The organism is Streptococcus mitis (assembly GCF_003943905.1).
GTDB classification, from domain to species: Bacteria; Bacillota; Bacilli; order Lactobacillales; family Streptococcaceae; genus Streptococcus; species Streptococcus mitis_BC.
Genome location: NZ_RJNS01000001.1, coordinates 104456 through 121638, shown reverse-complemented (window position 1 = coordinate 121638; position 17183 = coordinate 104456). Strand labels below are relative to the sequence as shown.

The window sequence follows — 17183 nt, the reverse complement described above, 5'->3', positions numbered from 1 at the left end:
CCTTCTCATTTTATAGTAAATAATAGATAAAATCAAGCCTAGACAGATTGTTTTGACAATTCTAATCTTTTCTAAAACAAAAAACTAGCCTTTCTAGACTAGTTATTTTCAAGATAAAATTCAAAGCGTTCGCCCACGTATTGACTCTTTACATACTCGAAAGCCGTCCCATCTTCAAGATAAGAGACCTGAGTCAAGGCTAAAATGGCATGCCCTTTTTCAACTTCCAGATAGTGAGCTATCTTTTCCTTAGCCAATCTCGCATAAATAGTCTGTTGGGATTTGCCAATTCGGTAACCATGTTCTTGTAAGGTTTGAAAGAAATGGCTGGTTACTTCTTCTTTCTTAAAACTTTTAATAAATTTCTCAGGTATAGATGCTACTTCATAGACTAACGGAACTTGATCAGCATAACGTACCCGTTCCATACGGATGATATTTTCAGTTGGTGAAATGCCTAGCTTTGCCACTTCCTGCTCGTTGGGAATGGTTCTTCTATAAGAAATGAGTTGGCTGGAAGGTACTTTCCCCTGAGATTTGACAATCTCCGTAAAACTGGTCGTCCCCCGCATTTTTTCTTGGACACGAGTGCTAGAGACAAAGGTTCCGCTTCCTACTCTGCGCTCCAAGACCCCTTCTTCAACCAAAAGAGAGATGGCTTGGCGCAAGGTCATCCGGCTAACCTGAAACAGCTCTGCCAAATCTCGTTCACTCGGAAGTCTTTCTCCAATCTTCCAACGATGCTCATCTATATCCTTTTTGATCTGATCGTGGATTTTCATATAAGCTGGTAACATGATTTTCACTTCTTTTCTATATTTTCTCTATTGTACCGTATTTGCTAAGAAAAAGTCAAACTTTGCCTTGTTTAGTTGGTAATTCACCCCTATTTGTGATAAAATATTGAAAAAGATATTTCTTTTGAGAAAGGAAAAAGATGAGCAACATTTCAACCGATTTGCAAGATGTCGAAAAAATCATCGTACTGGACTATGGTAGCCAATACAACCAGCTGATTTCACGCCGTATTCGTGAAATTGGTGTTTTTTCAGAGCTAAAAAGTCATAAAATTTCAGCTGCAGAGGTTCGTGCGATTAGCCCTGTAGGGATCATCCTCTCTGGTGGACCAAACTCTGTATACGAAGATGGTTCATTTGATATTGACCCAGAAATTTTTGAACTCGGTATTCCAATTTTGGGAATCTGCTATGGTATGCAACTTTTAACTCATAAACTTGGAGGAAAAGTTGTCCCTGCAGGTGATGCTGGTAACCGCGAGTATGGCCAATCACCACTTACTCATACCACTTCTGCCCTCTTTGAAGGGACACCTGAAGAACAGATTGTTTTGATGAGCCATGGCGATGCTGTTACAGAGATTCCAGCTGATTTCGTTCGTACTGGAACTTCTACTGACTGTCCTTATGCAGCTATTGAAAACCCTGACAAGAACATCTATGGGATCCAATTCCACCCAGAGGTTCGCCATTCTGTATACGGAAATGATATCCTTCGCAACTTTGCCCTTAACATCTGTAAAGCTAAGGGTGACTGGTCAATGGACAACTTCATCGATATGCAGATCAAGAAAATCCGTGAAACTGTAGGTGACAAGCGTGTTCTTCTCGGCCTATCAGGTGGTGTTGACTCTTCTGTTGTTGGAGTTCTTCTTCAAAAAGCAATCGGTGATCAATTGATCTGTATCTTTGTAGACCACGGTCTTCTCCGTAAAGGGGAAGCGAACCAAGTTATGGACATGCTTGGTGGTAAGTTTGGGTTGAACATTGTCAAAGCAGATGCTGCAAAACGTTTCCTTGACAAACTTGCTGGTGTTTCTGACCCTGAACAAAAACGTAAAATCATCGGTAATGAGTTTGTTTATGTCTTTGATGACGAAGCTAGCAAGCTAAAAGATGTGAAATTCCTTGCTCAAGGAACGCTTTACACTGACGTGATTGAGTCTGGTACAGACACAGCCCAAACCATCAAATCACATCACAACGTTGGTGGTCTTCCAGAAGACATGCAGTTTGAACTGATTGAACCATTGAATACCTTATACAAGGACGAAGTTCGTGCCCTTGGTACAGAGCTTGGTATGCCAGACCATATCGTATGGCGCCAACCATTCCCAGGACCAGGACTTGCTATCCGTGTCATGGGTGAAATCACTGAGGAAAAACTTGAAACTGTTCGTGAGTCGGATGCCATCCTTCGTGAAGAAATTGCTAAAGCAGGTCTTGACCGTGATATCTGGCAATATTTCACTGTCAACACAGGCGTTCGTTCAGTAGGTGTTATGGGTGACGGTCGTACATATGACTACACCATTGCCATTCGCGCTATCACTTCTATCGATGGTATGACAGCTGATTTTGCCAAGATCCCTTGGGAAGTCCTTCAAAAAATCTCTGTACGTATCGTAAACGAAGTAGACCACGTTAACCGTATCGTCTACGATATTACAAGTAAACCACCAGCAACCGTTGAGTGGGAGTAACAGAAGCAAATATGTTACTGTTACGAAACGCTTGAAAACACAGGGGATTGAGCAATTTTGATGTAGTAAAATTCTCTAAATGATACTGTTTTGATACTGAAAACAAGAAAAAGCAGGTCTGAAAGGGAGTTGTTGAATTTAGGTTAATAGTTTAGAAAGCCTTCCATCATTTTGGTGGGAGGCTTTTGTGGAAGTAGTGAGTGACACAAACTAAATTTTGGGAGGTAAATATAAATGGATATTGTGAAAAATAATCTTACCAATCTCATACCAATTGTTAATCCAGCATTAAAAATTGAGAATGGTATTAAATTAGCTATTATGTATAGGATTCTTCCTACCACAGAAATCGACTTTTCAGAATTAGTAAAAGAAGCATATAAAAAATTATATGGTGAAAATATTCCGGAATCGGCAGATACAATATTTAATGCTTTCATTCCTTTTTTGGATTTTTGTAGAGCAAAATTAATTTTATTAAATCATAATGTTAGTAATCTTGAACAAGAAAAATTACTAAGACTTGTATATCTTCATTTAGATGAAATTTTTAACGGGTATAGTGATTTGGAATCATTATTTAATAGATATTTTGATTTAATGTATTCATTCTCAAATATGATGCCTGTACCAAAATACTTTAATGGAAGCTATAATAAGAATGGTAAGGGAACATGGGAACTAAATAAGGATTATCCTTCAATTTATTATAAAAATCTTGAGGATGAAGAATCTTCAATAGACAATGTAAAAGAGATGAAAAAATGGTTGGATGAAAATATGAAAAAATATAGAATCGAACAAATGTATATGCTTGAACCTCCATATCCTATCGGTGAATACTATGGGTATAATGATAATAAATTAGATAATTTAATTAGTTTTATTAAGAATGCAATCAGGTTAATTGAAGATAGATTTAATTAAGTTAATTGAATAGTCATATTATAAAAAGCACATAACTTTAAGATTGTAAAATCTTTCAGCTATGTGCTTTTTCTGTGCTTATTTTAAATCCGGTGGAAGTTTGGCATTTATTCCGCTTTTATATAATTTTACATTGCTTTCCTCAAAGGGAACATAATCTTTTTTCAGACTGTCAGGGGAGTTTGCCTTCCAATCCTGCAAGCCTTCTTTTGTGATTTCGTTGTTTTCATACTTCTGTTTTATTTTCTTCCAATCTTCAAGCATAATTCGTATTCTCAAAATAGCTTCACTGCCGAAATATATACCTGTAATAGTATATCCGAGATCTTCGTCATTCATAATAACCTGTCTTATATTAACCTCAATACAGTCATCCAACTTAAATAAAAATCGCATAAGGTCATGCTCCGTGTACGGAAAGGCAGGTTCTTTCAGATAATCTTTATTTACATGGAGTGCAGCGGAAATATTTTCTAAGACATCATCTTTAGGAGTGCGAATATCAAGCTCATATTGTCTGATTCTAACATCATCTAAATGCGTTCTGTCTCCTAATGCTTTTTGAGTGATTCTCCGTAGTTCACGGAATTTCTTCATCAATTTACCCAAACTCAATTTTATCCCCTCCTTAGGAACAAATATGCTATGGTAATTATTGAGTTTGAATAGTTTTCCTTTTGGTAATATGTAAAACCACTGAATCTCACTGCTTCAGTGGTTTTTCTTTCAATTTTGAAATTCGATGGTTTCAAGGTAGTAGGAAGTCCCACAGCCTCCTACTCCTCTTTTTAAATCCCTAAAACCATGCTATAATATAGTAAGTATAAGTCCAATAATCTGACTATAAAAGTCAACGATAAAGATTTCTTACATCATCCGTAAGTGTTATTCTACTCTGATTCATACTATAATAAAAGTAACAAAAGATGGAGGTGTTTCACATGGAAACAATTTTACGAGTAGAATCATTAAAAAAGCATTATGGAAAAGAGCCGAATATCACCAAGGCCTTGAACGGTATATCTTTTCAAGTTGTCAAAGGTGAGTTCCTAGGGATTATGGGGAGTAGTGGATCTGGAAAAACAACCCTTCTTAACTGTCTCGCTACTATCATCAAACCAACTGACGGGTCCATTCAAATGCAAGAAAAGGATTTAGGTCAGTTAAAAGGTAGTCAGTTAGCTGATTATCGTGGCAAGGAAATTGGTTACCTCTTTCAGAATTTTGAGCTTTTGGACAATCTGACAGCCAAAGAAAATATTTTACTCCCCTTGTCTTTGCACAAGGTCGATGCCAACGAAAGCAAGGTTCGGTTAGAATTGCTTTCCCAGTATCTGGATATTTCTGAACTTCTGGATAAGTTCCCATCTCAATTATCAGGTGGTCAACGGCAAAGGGTAGCTGCTGCGCGCGCCTTGATTTTAGACCCTAAGATTGTATTTGCGGATGAGCCCACAGGGGCTTTGGATTCAAAAAATGCGACGATTTTGATGCAAAAATTATCCGAAATGAATCAAGTGGAAGAAACCACCATTCTCATGGTGACCCACGACTCCGTTGCAGCCAGCTTTTGCAATCGCATCTTGTTTATCCAAGACGGAAAACTATTCCATGAAATCCGACGCGATTATCCAAGAGAGAGTCAGGAAGATTTTTACCACAGAATACTAAAGGTCATGGCTACGCTGGCTGGAGGTGATGGCAATGTTTTCTAAATTAATTTCAAGAAACAGCAAGAGGGATCGAAAGAATAATGGCTTGTATTTCAGTTCCATGGTTCTTTCTATCATCTCCTTTTACATCATCCTTTCTTTGTCTCATCAAGATGTGATGGTATTTCTAAAACAAATAGAGAGTCATGCTGTAAATAAACTCTTTAGCATGATTCCCATTCTTTATGTAGCAACGCTCTTTATTCTCTTTTTTCTAGTCTACTTCGCAAGCAGTATGCAGATGGAAAGAAGAAAACATGAATTTGGTGTCTATCTCACACTGGGAATGCGAAGAAGCAAACTGTTCTTGCTACTTCTGCTCGAGGATTTGAGAAACAGTATCCTTGCCCTTGGAATAGGCCTTCCTATTTCCATCTTAATTTCAGAATTGATTAGCCTAATAACCGCTAAAATTGTGGGACTAGGGATTATTGAACATCAATTTTCTCTATCTACCACAGCTCTACTCTATACAGTCATCGGCTTCCTAGCCGTAAAATTAGCTGTTTTTGTCCTTTTAAGTGCAAAGACGGCCAATATGGAAATCGGAAACCTGCTATCCTATTCGCCTTCTGGGATGAAGAAACTACTCCCCAAGGGTGTGTACCTTCTTGCTTCCGTCCTCGGAATCTTACTTCTAGGAACAGCCTATTACTTGGGTATGAGTGGACGAGCTTGGGAGAGTGTCATATCCATGGGCATCACCGTTCTCTTGGGGACTCTAGGAACTATCCTCCTCTTCTTTGGTATGCGTTTGTTTATAGACTTTTTGGTCAAGCTTGGAAACAATCGAAAACTTCATGCCTATAATTTTAGACAGATTCAGGAATTAGTTATCCAGCGCTCAACTATACTGGCTATATGCTCCCTCTTAATCTTCTCTGCCTTGTGCCTCTTTGGAGCAGGTGTGGCCATTTCAAGTGGCAATTCAGGCAATCAACCCCACGTATTGGATTATACATTTAGAGATAGCAAGCAGGAAACAGATGAAAATCTTGATGTAAATACAGTAAAAAAAGAGCTTGAAGCTGCCGGACTAGTATCACAGTTTTCAAAGATTCTGCAAATCAAAGTAGGCAAACCTAAAGAACACAAGTCCGTGTCCTTCGAAGAGGTCATCAAGGAGTTGAAAAAGCAAAAAGGCAGCAAGAACAAGGAAATTTTGCTCCAAAAATTTAAACAGTCTACTACTTCCCACCTCATACCAGTTTCCGAATACAATGAACTTAGAAAGGCTGCCAATCTCCCTCCTCTAGAATTAATTAGCAAGGAAGCCTACTTGTATATGGGGAAAGATTTTCTCCCAGATGAGAATCTCGTCAACTCTGTTCTGAAAGCAACCCCTCAAATCAAAGTCATGGGAAATGATGTAAAATTGATTGGCGAAGTACAGTCTTTACCAATTGTAACGGATCGTGAAATAACCCTCTCTGTCGCTCTCATAGTCCCAGATGAAACCTTTATGAACTATACAGATGGTCAGTATTCGAACTATGTCAGCGGTATCTTGGCTCCTGAGCTGGTCAAGGAAAAAGGCCTGATGAGAGCTATCTCAGATACCAATGAAAAGCTAAATCAAACCTCTCTTGGCTATGAAAGCTATATACAAAATATGGGAAGACAATTATTTTACATTATCTCTGCCAGCTATATCACCATCTATCTGGCTATCATCTTCCTTGTCGTGGCAAATACAATCATCGGCGTTCAATTTTTGATGGGGCAGAGACAATCTTACAGACGATACCAAACCTTAATCCATCTCGGAGCCAACTATGAAACTCTTTGTAAATCGTCAGAAAAGCAAGTTAACTGGTATTTCGGTCTGCCAATAGCCCTTGCCCTTATCAGTAGTAGCTTCGGTGTGAGCTCCCTCCTCACAGGAATAGTACCAGCTAGTGCAAGAATGGTCATGGGGCAGAAATTTATCACAGCCATGCTGATAGTACTGCTCTTAGCTGGATTTGAAGTCATCTATATCAGAATTGTAAAGAAGAATAGCAACAAGTACTTATTGTCCTTAATGGAACCCAAAAGAGATGAATAAGGTAGAATAAGGTAGAATAAAATAGGAAAAGGAGGAACCGATATGAAGCATATTCTGGTTATTGAAGATGAAGCCTTGATTCGAGATGAAATTGTCATCTTGTTAGAGAAAGCGGGTTATCAAGTTGATAAGTTGACTGACTTCAAAGATACAAGCCAGCAAGTGCTACAATACGATACGGATCTAATCATACTGGATTTGAATTTGCCAGGAGAAACAGGTTTTCAAATTTGTAAAAATCTCAAGTCCAAACGCTCTGTTCCCATATTGGTTCTCACCTCCCGTGAACAACTAAGAGATGAAATTTACGCCCTGAAATTAGGGGCAGACGAGTACTTAACAAAGCCTTTCAAGAAAGAAAGATTCTTGGCACGCATAGAAAACATTTTGAAACGCTATGAAGGTAGACAAAATTTGCTTGAAAAAGATAATTTTCTACTGGATAGACAGACCTATACCCTTTATATCAATGGACACTCGATTTTACTCCCCCAAAATCAAGGGAAATTGTTAGAAACCTTATTAGTGGCAACTGATTCTGTCGTCACAAAAGAAGAACTAAGCATGAAACTGTGGAATACAACTGAGTTTATCGATGAAAATGCCCTACAAGTAAACATTGCAAGGCTAAAAAAGGTGATGAAACAGGCTGGTATTGCCCTTCAAGTCAAGTCCGTTAGAGGTATTGGTTACAAGCTAGAAGAGGTAAGTCCAGATGAAACATAATCTAAAATATCTAGCTACTTACCTACCTTGGTTACTTGTTCTCTTAGCATTTGATCTATTTACAGCTGTCCTGCTTTGGCTCTCAGATGTGAGAATGTTTCAATCCCTCTTCCTTCTCTATATTTTAGCCACCGTCCTGCTCTTTTTCATCCTATCATTCCTACTGATAAGAAAAGAAAGAAAAAAATCCGCTGCCTATAAATCCTTTATAGCCAATCCTAAGATCGATACTGAGCTTGAATTATTGCATTTATCAAGTGCCTCAGAGAAAGAAAGCATTGAACAAATGGCAGATACACTTTATCAAAAGCAGACTGAAATAGGAAAGCTCAACTCATTACTAGCCGAGTACGAGGACTATGTTGAAAAATGGGCACATGAGATTAAACTCCCTCTATCGCTTCTTTCCCTCCTTTTGGACAACCAAAGCGACCAACTGCCGAAGGATACAGCATTTAAGTTGGACTATGTGAAAAATCAAATTCAAGGAAATGTATCACAAATCCTATTCTACTATAGGGTGAAAAGTGAGAAAAATGATTTTCTATTTGATGACCTTGACCTAAAAGAATGTATCCAAGATCTTTTGGAAAACTTTGATCCCTTGCTCAAAGAAAAGAATTTTACGATTCAGCTAGAAAATATACAAGGAACCTGCTACACTGATCAACGCAGTTTTGAATTTATCCTCTCCCAAATCCTCGCCAACGCCCTTAAATACAGCTCTGACAAGCCCAAACTCAGTATTTCTATGTCAAGAGACAAGGGGCGCACAAGTCTGATTATTAGGGATAATGGCTGCGGAGTTAAAGCTTGCGACCTCCCTCATATCTTTGAAAAAGGCTTTACAGGTGATTCAGGAGAGACAAGGAAAAAATCAACAGGCATGGGTCTCTATCTGGTCAAACAATTAGCAGATGCTTTAAAAATCGAAATCACAGTAAAATCCGAATGGATGCAAGGATTTGAAATCACTCTTTCTATTTAGTAATTTTTGATTAAGAAAATTACCTAATCATAGAAAGTACATATTTTATATAAAAAAGGAAAGCACTTCTGCTTCCCTTTTTATTTGCGTTTTTTCTTAGCTTTTTTCATCTTGTTGGCCATACGTTTCATAGACTGTTTCATGGCAAATTCACCGATTTTACCTTTAAGTCCGCCACCAAACATCTGGCTCATATCTGGCATTCCAGCTCCTCCAAGAGCTGACATATCTGGCATGCCACCTTGTCCCATCATTCCTTCAAGGGCAGACATATCCATCCCGCCCATATTTGGCATATTTTTAGGGAGGTTATTTGGATTGATGCCCATTTGTTTCATCATCTTGTTCATATCACCAGACATGACCCCTTGCATGAGCTGTTTGGCCTGATTAAAGTCCTTGATGAATTTATTGACTTCGACAAAGGTATTTCCAGAACCTGCAGCGATACGACGGCGACGACTTGGATTTAACAAATCAGGATTTTCACGCTCCTCAGGAGTCATCGAAGATACGATGGCACGTTTACGAGCAATCTGGCGCTCATCCACCTTCATATTTTGAAGGGCTGGATTGTTAGCCATACCTGGAATCATCTTAAGCAAATCTTCCATTGGCCCCATGTTTTGCACCTGATCCAATTGATCGATGAAATCATTGAAATCAAAGGTGTTTTCACGCATCTTCTCAGCCATTTCAAGGGCTTTTTGCTCATCGTATTCCTGAGAAGCTTTCTCAATCAAAGTGAGCATATCCCCCATACCAAGGATACGGCTAGACATACGGTCTGGGTGGAAGGTTTCAATATCCGTGATCTTTTCACCCGTACCAGTGAACTTGATAGGTTTACCAGTGATATGGCGAACGGACAAAGCAGCACCGCCACGAGTATCCCCATCAATCTTGGTAAGGATGACCCCAGTCACTTCTAACTGAGCATTAAACTCACGGGCAACATTGGCTGCTTCTTGACCAATCATGGCATCAACTACGAGCAGAATTTCGTTTGGTTGAGCCAAGGCTTTTACGTCACGAAGCTCATTCATGAGGAGTTCGTCAATCTGCAAACGCCCTGCCGTATCAATCAAGACATAGTCGTTGTGATTGGCCTTCGCTTGCTCCAAACCTTGGCGAACAATCTCAACAGCTGGTACTTCTGTTCCAAGTGCAAAGACAGGAACATCAATTTGCTGTCCAAGTGTTTTCAACTGATCAATGGCAGCTGGACGATAGATATCCGCCGCAATCATCAATGGACGGGCATTTTCTTCCTTCTTGAGTTTGTTGGCTAGCTTACCGGCAAAGGTTGTTTTACCAGCCCCTTGCAAACCGACCATCATGATAATCGTTGGAATCTTAGGTGACTTGATAATCTCAGCCGTATCAGAACCTAAAACAGCTGTCAGTTCCTCATCAACAATTTTGATAATCTGTTGGGCAGGATTGAGGGTATCAATGACCTCGTGTCCTACTGCACGTTCACGAACCTTCTTGATAAAGTCCTTTACAACAGGCAAGGCAACGTCGGCCTCCAGTAAGGCCAAGCGAATCTCTTTGGTCGCTTCTTGGACATCAGCCTCAGATATTTTTCCTTTTTTACGTAGATTTTTAAAGACGTTCTGTAAACGTTCTGTTAAACTTTCAAATGCCATTTTTTTCTCCTATTTACTCAATTCAGTGGAAATCGTCCGAAATGTTGCAAACACTCAAGTTCTTCGGGTGTGATTTCTTTCATGATTTCATTTGGATATCCCCAACAGCTAAAACCTATTTTCATAGCTTTGGAGATATCATTGGGCGAGATAATCTGTAGTCGAGTAGGAAATGGTTCCTCTGCGGCTAATAGTTTGCAAGGTAATCCTTGATAAATAACTAGACTGCCCATGATTACTCCCGATTGTCAATACTTGTTAAAATTTCTATCTGCGCCTGCAGAAATTCATCCTTGGGATAACGCTCTAAGATCTGGTCAAAAATCTGACTGCGAACAATGTAGTCCGAGTACATGTGCAGTTTCATCTCATAATCTTCTAGAATCTTTTCTGTCCGCTTGATATTATCATAAACAGCCTGACGACTGACACCAAACTCTTCAGCAATCTCAGCAAGACTGTAGTCATCTGCATAATAAAGCTCAATATAGTTCATCTGCTTGTCCGTCAAGAGCGCGGCATAAAATTCAAAAAGTGCATTCATGCGATTGGTTTTTTCGATTTCCATAACCTTTATTATACCAAAAAAACGATTATACTGCTAGAGTGGAGACACTTCAAATAGAGCAAGAAGAAAAAAAGAACCTTGCAAAGCAAGATTCTTTTAGTGTCTGACTTAAATAATTGTTCTTCTGGGAACTAAATCGAATTAAGCTTCGATTTCTGTAACCATACCTGAACCAACAGTACGTCCACCCTCACGGATAGAGAATGTAGTACCTTGTTCTACGGCGATTGGGTGGATCAACTCAACGTCGATAGTCACGTTATCACCAGGCATTACCATTTCAGTACCTGCTGGAAGTTCGATTGAACCTGTAACGTCAGTAGTACGGAAGTAGAATTGTGGACGGTAGTTGTTGAAGAATGGAGTGTGACGTCCACCTTCTTCTTTAGTAAGGATGTAGACTTCACCTTTAAATTTAGTGTGTGGGTTGATTGAACCTGGTTTAGCGATAACTTGTCCACGTTCGATTTCGTCACGTTGAACACCACGAAGAAGGACACCTACGTTATCTCCGGCAAGACCTTCGTCAAGTTGTTTACGGAACATTTCAACACCAGTAACAACTGCTTTTTGAGTTTCTTCTTTGATACCAACGATTTCGATTTCGTCGTTAACACGAACAGTACCACGGTCGATACGTCCTGAAGCAACTGTACCACGTCCAGTGATTGAGAATACGTCTTCGACTGGAAGAAGCAATGGTTTGTCTGTATCACGTTCTGGTTCTGGGATGTACTCATCAACAGTGTTCATCAATTCCATGATGATGTCTTCGTATTTAGAGTCACCTTCAAGAGCTTTAAGAGCTGAACCTTGGATAACTGGAAGATCGTCACCTGGGAAGTCGTATTCTGACAAGAGGTCACGGATTTCCATTTCAACCAATTCAAGCAATTCTTCGTCGTCTACCAAGTCGATTTTGTTCATGAAGACGATAAGGTGTTTAACACCAACCTGACGTGAAAGAAGGATGTGCTCACGAGTTTGTGGCATTGGTCCATCAGTTGAAGCTACTACAAGGATAGCTCCGTCCATTTGAGCGGCACCAGTGATCATGTTTTTAACGTAGTCCGCGTGTCCTGGAGCGTCGATGTGGGCATAGTGACGTTTTTCAGTTTCGTACTCAACGTGCGCAGTGTTGATAGTGATACCGCGTTCGCGTTCTTCTGGAGCAGCATCGATAGACGCATAGTCTTTAGGTTGGTTAACTGCTGAAGGCAAGCGACGTGCCAAAACAGTTGTGATAGCTGCAGTTAGGGTAGTTTTACCGTGGTCAACGTGTCCGATAGTACCAATGTTAACGTGTGGTTTACTACGATCGTATTTTTCTTTTGCCATTTGAGTAAAAGCCTCCAATAAAATATATTTTATAGATAGACAGTAGGCAATACAGTCTAACTTTCCTTACTATTTTATCAAATTTCAGCTAAATTGCAAGTGTTTTACACACATTTTGTGAATTATTCTAAATCTCATAATTTCCCATTCTTTTCCTTCTCCAACAGAATCATTTAAAACACTTTTGACCAGTCTAACCTCAAGTCTTTTTATCAAAAAAATCAGGTCTCCCTGATTTTTAGATTGATTCTGATTTTTCCAGTTCTTTTTCTTTGGCTTCTTTATGATTTTCATATAATTTCGCCAAGAACTTAGTAATTTCTTTTAGGATAGAATATGTTGGCACTGCTACAATCATTCCGATAACACCATAAATATTGCTAGAAAGTAAGAGAAGGACCAGAATGGTGATTGGATGAACCTTCATAACCCCTCCAACGATACGAGGGTAGAGGATATTCCCATCCACCTGTTGGATAATCAGCATATAAATTACTGCAATGAGAACTCTGTGCGGATCAGTAAAGACATTGGCAATAATCATAGGAATCAGACCGATACTTGGTCCAACATAAGGAATCAGATTTGCCAAACCAGAAAAAATAGCAAAGACTAGAGCATATTTCAACCCTATCGTACTGTATCCAATATAAGCCAAACATCCGATAATAACAGCATCAATCGCAATCCCACTGATATAACGTGCGATAGTGGCGTTCAGATTCTTCAAGAGACTGGAGAAGTTTAATTTATCATGTTTTAGGATTGTTCGTTCCAACATCGGAAGGAATTTATGACCATCAAGCAAGAAATAAATCAAAAAGACTGGTGTCATAATGAGAATCAAAACTGTACTAAACAAGGCTGAAAGAACGCTGCCTAAACTATTGCTCACACTGTTGAGAATATTTTGTAAAATATCAACGTAAGATAAATTCAACTGTTGAATGGTTTTTTGAATATCAATATTTTGAAAGATTGGATTCATTGATAAATCATATATCAAATCTTGCAAGCGGCTATAGATATTCTGGCTAGAAATAATCAAGCTTGTCAACTGATTGATCAAAATCGGTAGCAAGTAGACTACCCCTACTACTATTGTACCAATCAAGGCACAAAGAGTGATGAGCACACCTATCAAACGATTGACTTTACATTTCTTTTCTAGAAATGTTACGATGGGATTTGTCAGGTAATAGAAAAATCCTCCGAGCAAAAATGGAATCATAATGGTATTAGCTACCATCACAAAAGGTGTGACAATCGCTCCCATCTCTCTCCAAAGGTAGAAAATAAGAGTTAATAGTAAAATTTCAGCTGTCCAAAAAAATAACTTGTTTCTACGGAACATAGGCGCCTCCTTCTTTCTATTTTACCATAATTCTTCAAAAAGATAAGATGGCTTTGCTATAAAAACGAGAATATTTTTTCGCTTTGTGATAGAATAAAACTACTATGAAGAAAATAATTTTAACCTTACTAACTCTTATCATTTTTGGTACAGCCATCCCCACTGTATCTGCGCAAGATTTTGACGTTGCTGCTAAACATGCCATTGCTGTCGAGGCTACAACTGGAAAAATCCTCTACGAGAAAGATGCAAATCAGCCTGTAGAAATTGCTTCTATCACCAAGATTCTCACTGTCTACCTAGTCTATGAAGCCTTGGAACAAGGAACCATCAGTCTGTCTACACCCGTTGATATTTCGGACTATCCTTACAAACTTACAACTAATTCTGAGGCGAGTAACGTCCCTATGGAAGCGCGCAAGTATACAGTGGAACAATTATTGGAAGCAACTCTAGTATCAAGTGCCAATAGTGCAGCCATTGCTCTTGCTGAAAAAATTGCTGGTTCAGAGAAAGACTTCGTTGACAAGATGAGGGCGAAACTTCTTGAATGGGGTATCCAAGATGCTACTATTGTCAATACTACTGGACTTAATAACGAAACACTGGGAAATAATATCTATCCTGGTTCTAAAAAGGATGAGGAAAACAAACTAAGTGCTTACGATGTTGCAATCATCGCTCGAAACCTCATCAGAGATTACCCTCAAGTTTTAGAAATCACCAAGAAATCTTCATCAACATTTGCTGGTATGGAAATTCACTCTACTAACTATATGTTGGAAGGGATGCCAGCATATCGAGGTGGAGTTGATGGGCTCAAAACTGGTACAACAGACAAGGCGGGAGCTTCTTTCGTTGGAACAACTACCGAAAAAGGTATGCGAATTATCACAGTTGTCTTAAACGCTGACCAGCAAAACAGTAATCCTTACGCTCGCTTTACTGCTACTTCTTCTCTTTTGGACTATATAACATCTAATTATGCTCTCAAAACGATTGTCCAGAAGGGAGAGGCCTACAAAGATAGCAAAGTTTCTGTACTTGATGGGAAGGAAGATACCGTAACTGCTGTTGCTAAATCTGATATCACTGTCATACAACGATTGGGAAGTCGAGCATCATCAAGCCTGCAGTTTACTCCAAAAACCAAGGCCGAGACAGCGCCACTAGAAGCTGAAACTGTTGTTGGTCATCTAACCTATGATGACCAAGATTTGGTCGGTCAAGGTTATCTCACTTCTGAAAAACCTTCTTTTGAAATGGTCGCTGAAAAGAAAATTGAAAAAGCCTTCTTCTTAAAAGTTTGGTGGAATCAATTTATCCGCTTTATCAATGAAAAACTATAAAAAATCGCGAAGAATCGCGATTTTTTCTTTATTTTATTTCATTTCTTTAAATGCTGCTTCCGCATCTGCATTGCTAATAGCTCCAAATTGGATTTTTCCGATTTTTCCTTGGCTGTCAATTAAGTATTCTGTTGGAATACTACGAATTTGGTAGGCTTGGAAGGTAGTTGCTTGCGTATCATATAAAACTGGTATATCCTTGTAGCCTTGTTCTTGGTACCATTTTGGAAAGTCTTGAACTGTTTTTTCACCTTGTAGACCTGGTGCAACGACACTTAGGATTTCAAAGTCTCGATCTTGTTTTGCAGCTAATTCCATCAACTCGGGCATACTCTTTCGACAAGGTCCACACCAAGAAGCCCAGAATTTTAAATAGACCTTTTTCCCTTTATAGTCCGATAGTTTCACTTCTTTGCCATCCATAGACTGCAAGGTGAAGTCTGGCGCATCCTTACCGACCGCGATTTGCTGTACAGTAGACTGTTTAGGATTTTCCGTTTGTTTGGTTTCTTTTTCACCACAGGCAATCAACAAGAATAGAGACATGAGGCTCAATCCAGCAAAAATAACTTTTTTCATCTTTTTCTCCTTTTATCCAAGAATTCCTGACAAGGCATTTAACTGCCCTAGCATTAATAATAATCCCATCAAAATAATCAAAGCTCCCCCGATTTTCTTTAGTAGGATCATATGGGGTTTTAATTTGCTAAAATAGGGCATGATCCATCCCGAAGCCAAGGCCAGAACAAGGAAAGGTAGAGCCATTCCCAATGTGTACACTAAGGTTAGTATAGCTCCTTGCCAAGCACCATTCCCTCCTGAAGCTGCAAGAGCCAAGACCGAACTCAAAACTGGTCCGATACAAGGGGTCCAACCAAAACTAAAGGTTATCCCAAGCAAAAAGGCTGATAGATAGTGATTTGACTTTGATTGTTTGAAGGTGACTGTCTTTTGAACTTCCAGTTTATTGAAATGCAAGATTTCCATCTGGTGAAGCCCTAAAAGAATAATGACTGTCCCCATAGCATAACGAAACCAGTCTGCATAGAGCATGTGCCCTAGGAATCCAGCTCCAAATCCCAAAATAAAGAAAATGAGGGAGATTCCTGCAATAAAGCACAAGGTCCGAATTAAGCCTGACCAGGCGACGTCTCTTCCCAAAAAGCGAAAACTTTTCGAATTTCCGTGATCATCCAGTAAAATACCAGCATAGACTGGCAGCAAAGGGAAGATACAGGGTGAAAAAAAGGACAAAACACCAGCTAAAAAAACGGACACTAGAAATATAATCGACTCCAACGAATTACCTACTTTCACAAAATTCTAATCTTATTTTACTACAAAAGAAAAAATTTGTGACAACTTTGCTACGCTTGTCTATTTTATCTAAACTTAACACAAAAAAAGGAGCTAAGCTCCTCAGATTGAAGACAAAGTCCTTAGACTACAAATTTCTAAGGGCTTTTCTTTGTGTAAAGTCGTATAATAGAGGTAAGAAAAGTTGTGAGGTATTTCCTATGTTTCACAAAGAAAATCTCGAATATAACCGCAATCAAGTTGGTTTTTACACGCTAGATGAACTCGTTCCGCAAGCCCATTTTCTTCGTCAGGTTGAGCAAGTGATCGATTTTTCCTTCATCTATGACTTAGTCGCAGATACTTATTCTGAAGATAAAGGTCGTCCTAGTTTAGACCCTGTTATGCTGGTTAAAATCCCTCTCATCCAATGTTTCTACGGTATCCGTTCCATGCTCTTGGTAGCTTTCCACTTGTGCCAACAAGTCTGCCACTTCTGATAAATCTCTCGTTTTTAACTCTCTGATGGGCTGGGTAAAGGTGTATCTCTCACCCAAAGCCCTAAAATCAATCACTGTTTTTCTATGCATATCCTAAGTATAGCACAAAAAGGCCAACCTAGAACAGCTAAATCCAGCTTTGTTTATTGATTTCCATAACTAAAAATCTTCTCTAAGTTGCTTTTTTCTATTTTTGGCAATTTCCATCAGATAGCCCACCTTCTTC

16 protein-coding genes and 1 pseudogene are annotated in these 17183 nt (G+C 39.1%); 8 read left to right on the top strand and 9 right to left on the bottom strand.

Annotated features, from left to right (window positions below; all coding sequences use genetic code 11):
- Positions 1-98: 98 nt before the first annotated feature.
- Positions 99-797, bottom strand: coding sequence for a GntR family transcriptional regulator (locus D8854_RS00640; protein WP_125448964.1), 699 nt, complete (start codon positions 795-797; stop codon positions 99-101).
- A gap of 140 nt (positions 798-937) precedes the next feature.
- Here D8854_RS00640 and guaA point away from each other — a divergent pair, with 140 nt between their 5' ends.
- Positions 938-2500 carry a glutamine-hydrolyzing GMP synthase gene (gene guaA / locus D8854_RS00635; RefSeq protein WP_125448962.1) on the top strand — a complete coding sequence of 521 codons (1563 nt, stop codon included), beginning with the start codon at positions 938-940 and terminating at the stop codon, positions 2498-2500.
- A gap of 234 nt (positions 2501-2734) precedes the next feature.
- Entirely contained in the window at positions 2735-3427 is a 693-nt protein-coding gene (locus tag D8854_RS00630; protein ID WP_125448960.1) for a hypothetical protein, read from the top strand.
- 78 nt (positions 3428-3505) lie between these two features.
- Here the strand turns inward: D8854_RS00630 and D8854_RS00625 are convergent, their stop codons facing one another.
- The gene (locus D8854_RS00625; protein ID WP_125448958.1) at positions 3506-4042 is read right to left on the bottom strand and encodes a helix-turn-helix domain-containing protein; all 537 of its coding nucleotides are present in this window, start codon (positions 4040-4042) and stop codon (positions 3506-3508) included.
- A gap of 326 nt (positions 4043-4368) precedes the next feature.
- Here D8854_RS00625 and D8854_RS00620 point away from each other — a divergent pair, with 326 nt between their 5' ends.
- From D8854_RS00620 to D8854_RS00605, 4 genes are read left to right on the top strand one after another with little or no spacing between them, the layout of a single operon-like run.
- Positions 4369-5142, top strand: coding sequence for an ABC transporter ATP-binding protein (locus D8854_RS00620; protein WP_125448956.1), 774 nt, complete (start codon positions 4369-4371; stop codon positions 5140-5142).
- Complete coding sequence (locus D8854_RS00615; RefSeq protein ID WP_125448954.1) at positions 5132-7186, top strand: FtsX-like permease family protein; 2055 nt, start codon at positions 5132-5134, stop codon at positions 7184-7186. The genes D8854_RS00620 and D8854_RS00615 overlap by 11 nt, the downstream gene beginning before the upstream one ends.
- A 42-nt stretch (positions 7187-7228) precedes the next feature.
- A complete protein-coding gene (locus tag D8854_RS00610) occupies positions 7229-7912 on the top strand; it encodes a response regulator transcription factor (RefSeq protein WP_125448952.1) in 684 nt (227 codons plus the stop codon).
- Positions 7902-8900 carry a sensor histidine kinase gene (locus tag D8854_RS00605; protein ID WP_125448950.1) on the top strand — a complete coding sequence of 333 codons (999 nt, stop codon included), beginning with the start codon at positions 7902-7904 and terminating at the stop codon, positions 8898-8900. Before D8854_RS00610 ends, D8854_RS00605 begins: the two co-directional genes overlap by 11 nt.
- A gap of 80 nt (positions 8901-8980) precedes the next feature.
- On the opposite strand, the gene ffh is transcribed toward D8854_RS00605, so the two are convergent.
- The 5 genes from ffh to D8854_RS00580 form a co-directional block, all read right to left on the bottom strand.
- Positions 8981-10552, bottom strand: coding sequence for a signal recognition particle protein (ffh, locus tag D8854_RS00600; protein WP_125448948.1), 1572 nt, complete (start codon positions 10550-10552; stop codon positions 8981-8983).
- A gap of 17 nt (positions 10553-10569) precedes the next feature.
- Positions 10570-10785, bottom strand: coding sequence for a hypothetical protein (locus D8854_RS09870; RefSeq protein ID WP_000535217.1), 216 nt, complete (start codon positions 10783-10785; stop codon positions 10570-10572).
- 2 nt (positions 10786-10787) lie between these two features.
- Positions 10788-11120, bottom strand: coding sequence for a putative DNA-binding protein (locus D8854_RS00590; RefSeq protein ID WP_000402069.1), 333 nt, complete (start codon positions 11118-11120; stop codon positions 10788-10790).
- A gap of 141 nt (positions 11121-11261) precedes the next feature.
- Complete coding sequence (tuf, locus tag D8854_RS00585; RefSeq protein WP_001040719.1) at positions 11262-12458, bottom strand: elongation factor Tu; 1197 nt, start codon at positions 12456-12458, stop codon at positions 11262-11264.
- 238 nt (positions 12459-12696) lie between these two features.
- A complete protein-coding gene (locus tag D8854_RS00580) occupies positions 12697-13812 on the bottom strand; it encodes an AI-2E family transporter (protein WP_000489832.1) in 1116 nt (371 codons plus the stop codon).
- Positions 13813-13916: 104 nt separating this feature from the next.
- Between D8854_RS00580 and pbp3 the strand changes: the two genes are divergently transcribed.
- Positions 13917-15161 (top strand): D-alanyl-D-alanine carboxypeptidase PBP3, encoded by a 1245-nt coding sequence (pbp3, locus tag D8854_RS00575; protein WP_000720661.1) that lies wholly within the window; start codon positions 13917-13919, stop codon positions 15159-15161.
- A gap of 33 nt (positions 15162-15194) precedes the next feature.
- Here the strand turns inward: pbp3 and sdbB are convergent, their stop codons facing one another.
- Positions 15195-15740, bottom strand: coding sequence for a thiol-disulfide oxidoreductase-associated lipoprotein SdbB (gene sdbB / locus D8854_RS00570; RefSeq protein WP_000755588.1), 546 nt, complete (start codon positions 15738-15740; stop codon positions 15195-15197).
- 12 nt (positions 15741-15752) lie between these two features.
- A complete protein-coding gene (gene ccdA2 / locus D8854_RS00565; RefSeq protein WP_025168927.1) occupies positions 15753-16460 on the bottom strand; it encodes a thiol-disulfide oxidoreductase-associated membrane protein CcdA2 in 708 nt (235 codons plus the stop codon).
- 218 nt (positions 16461-16678) lie between these two features.
- Here ccdA2 and D8854_RS00560 point away from each other — a divergent pair.
- Positions 16679-16912 (top strand): annotated as a pseudogene (locus D8854_RS00560) (IS5/IS1182 family transposase); the annotation flags it as partial.
- Positions 16913-17183 lie beyond the last annotated feature (271 nt).

Bases quoted from the DNA above. Each gene is read 5' to 3' on its own strand.
- D8854_RS00640 (WP_125448964.1), bottom strand. From the start codon at position 797: ATGTTACCAGCTTATATGAAAATCCACGATCAGATCAAAAAGGATATA.
- guaA (WP_125448962.1), top strand. From the start codon at position 938: ATGAGCAACATTTCAACCGATTTGCAAGATGTCGAAAAAATCATCGTA.
- D8854_RS00630 (WP_125448960.1), top strand. From the start codon at position 2,735: ATGGATATTGTGAAAAATAATCTTACCAATCTCATACCAATTGTTAAT.
- D8854_RS00620 (WP_125448956.1), top strand. From the start codon at position 4,369: ATGGAAACAATTTTACGAGTAGAATCATTAAAAAAGCATTATGGAAAA.
- D8854_RS00615 (WP_125448954.1), top strand. From the start codon at position 5,132: ATGTTTTCTAAATTAATTTCAAGAAACAGCAAGAGGGATCGAAAGAAT.
- D8854_RS00610 (WP_125448952.1), top strand. From the start codon at position 7,229: ATGAAGCATATTCTGGTTATTGAAGATGAAGCCTTGATTCGAGATGAA.
- D8854_RS00605 (WP_125448950.1), top strand. From the start codon at position 7,902: ATGAAACATAATCTAAAATATCTAGCTACTTACCTACCTTGGTTACTT.
- ffh (WP_125448948.1), bottom strand. From the start codon at position 10,552: ATGGCATTTGAAAGTTTAACAGAACGTTTACAGAACGTCTTTAAAAAT.
- D8854_RS09870 (WP_000535217.1), bottom strand. From the start codon at position 10,785: ATGGGCAGTCTAGTTATTTATCAAGGATTACCTTGCAAACTATTAGCC.
- D8854_RS00590 (WP_000402069.1), bottom strand. From the start codon at position 11,120: ATGGAAATCGAAAAAACCAATCGCATGAATGCACTTTTTGAATTTTAT.
- tuf (WP_001040719.1), bottom strand. From the start codon at position 12,458: ATGGCAAAAGAAAAATACGATCGTAGTAAACCACACGTTAACATTGGT.
- D8854_RS00580 (WP_000489832.1), bottom strand. From the start codon at position 13,812: ATGTTCCGTAGAAACAAGTTATTTTTTTGGACAGCTGAAATTTTACTA.
- pbp3 (WP_000720661.1), top strand. From the start codon at position 13,917: ATGAAGAAAATAATTTTAACCTTACTAACTCTTATCATTTTTGGTACA.
- sdbB (WP_000755588.1), bottom strand. From the start codon at position 15,740: ATGAAAAAAGTTATTTTTGCTGGATTGAGCCTCATGTCTCTATTCTTG.